Source organism: Psychrobacter sp. 1Y4 (genome assembly GCF_051847555.1).
In genome coordinates this window covers 1-586 of sequence record NZ_JBPYDE010000869.1, presented here as the reverse complement: position 1 = coordinate 586, position 586 = coordinate 1, and the positions used below count along the sequence as shown (strand labels likewise).

At 40.8% G+C, this 586-nt stretch carries 1 protein-coding gene; it reads left to right on the top strand.

The annotated features are described in order from the left end of the window. The coding region (locus ACS8FC_RS19320) for a TrmH family RNA methyltransferase (protein ID WP_439297980.1) at positions 1-426 on the top strand (426 nt) is incomplete at its 5' end. Positions 427-586: the final 160 nt, after the last annotated feature.

Here is a 586-nt window from a genome sequence, read left to right as displayed (position 1 = left end):
GGACGTGAAGATCGTGGGTTGACCAATGAAGAGTTGGCTTATGCTGATTATCACATTCAAATCGACGCCAATCCTGCTTATCCTGTATTAAATGTCGCCTCAGCAGTGCAAGTAATCGCCAGCTTTATCTTTGCTTATGCTCAAACGCATACTCAGACAGCGGACAGTTTAGACGAGAATACTGCGTCCCAATCAGCAATCAATGTGAATTTGCGTCAACAGTGGGATGAGCCTGCTATCAATCAGCAGCAGTTGCAACAGCTTACTCAGCGCACTACTGACCTTATGGTACAGCGCGGTCTGGCAAATAGTGAACATCTAAAGTCATTACCATCACGCCTATCCAGACTGGGATCACGTCTACAGCTTGATCAAAAAGAGTATCAGCTATTAAGTGCTTTGATTGCAAAACTATCAAAAGACTAAAACAAGTCATTGCTTATCAGCTCGCTTTCATTTGACAGCTTTTTACTATATTTTGCGGTACAAAGCTGCTATAACTTAGAAAAAATGAGCAAACATATACTCTCATTATTATTTAACCATCATGACCATAAAATAAAGACATTGCTACTTTAGCAACGCT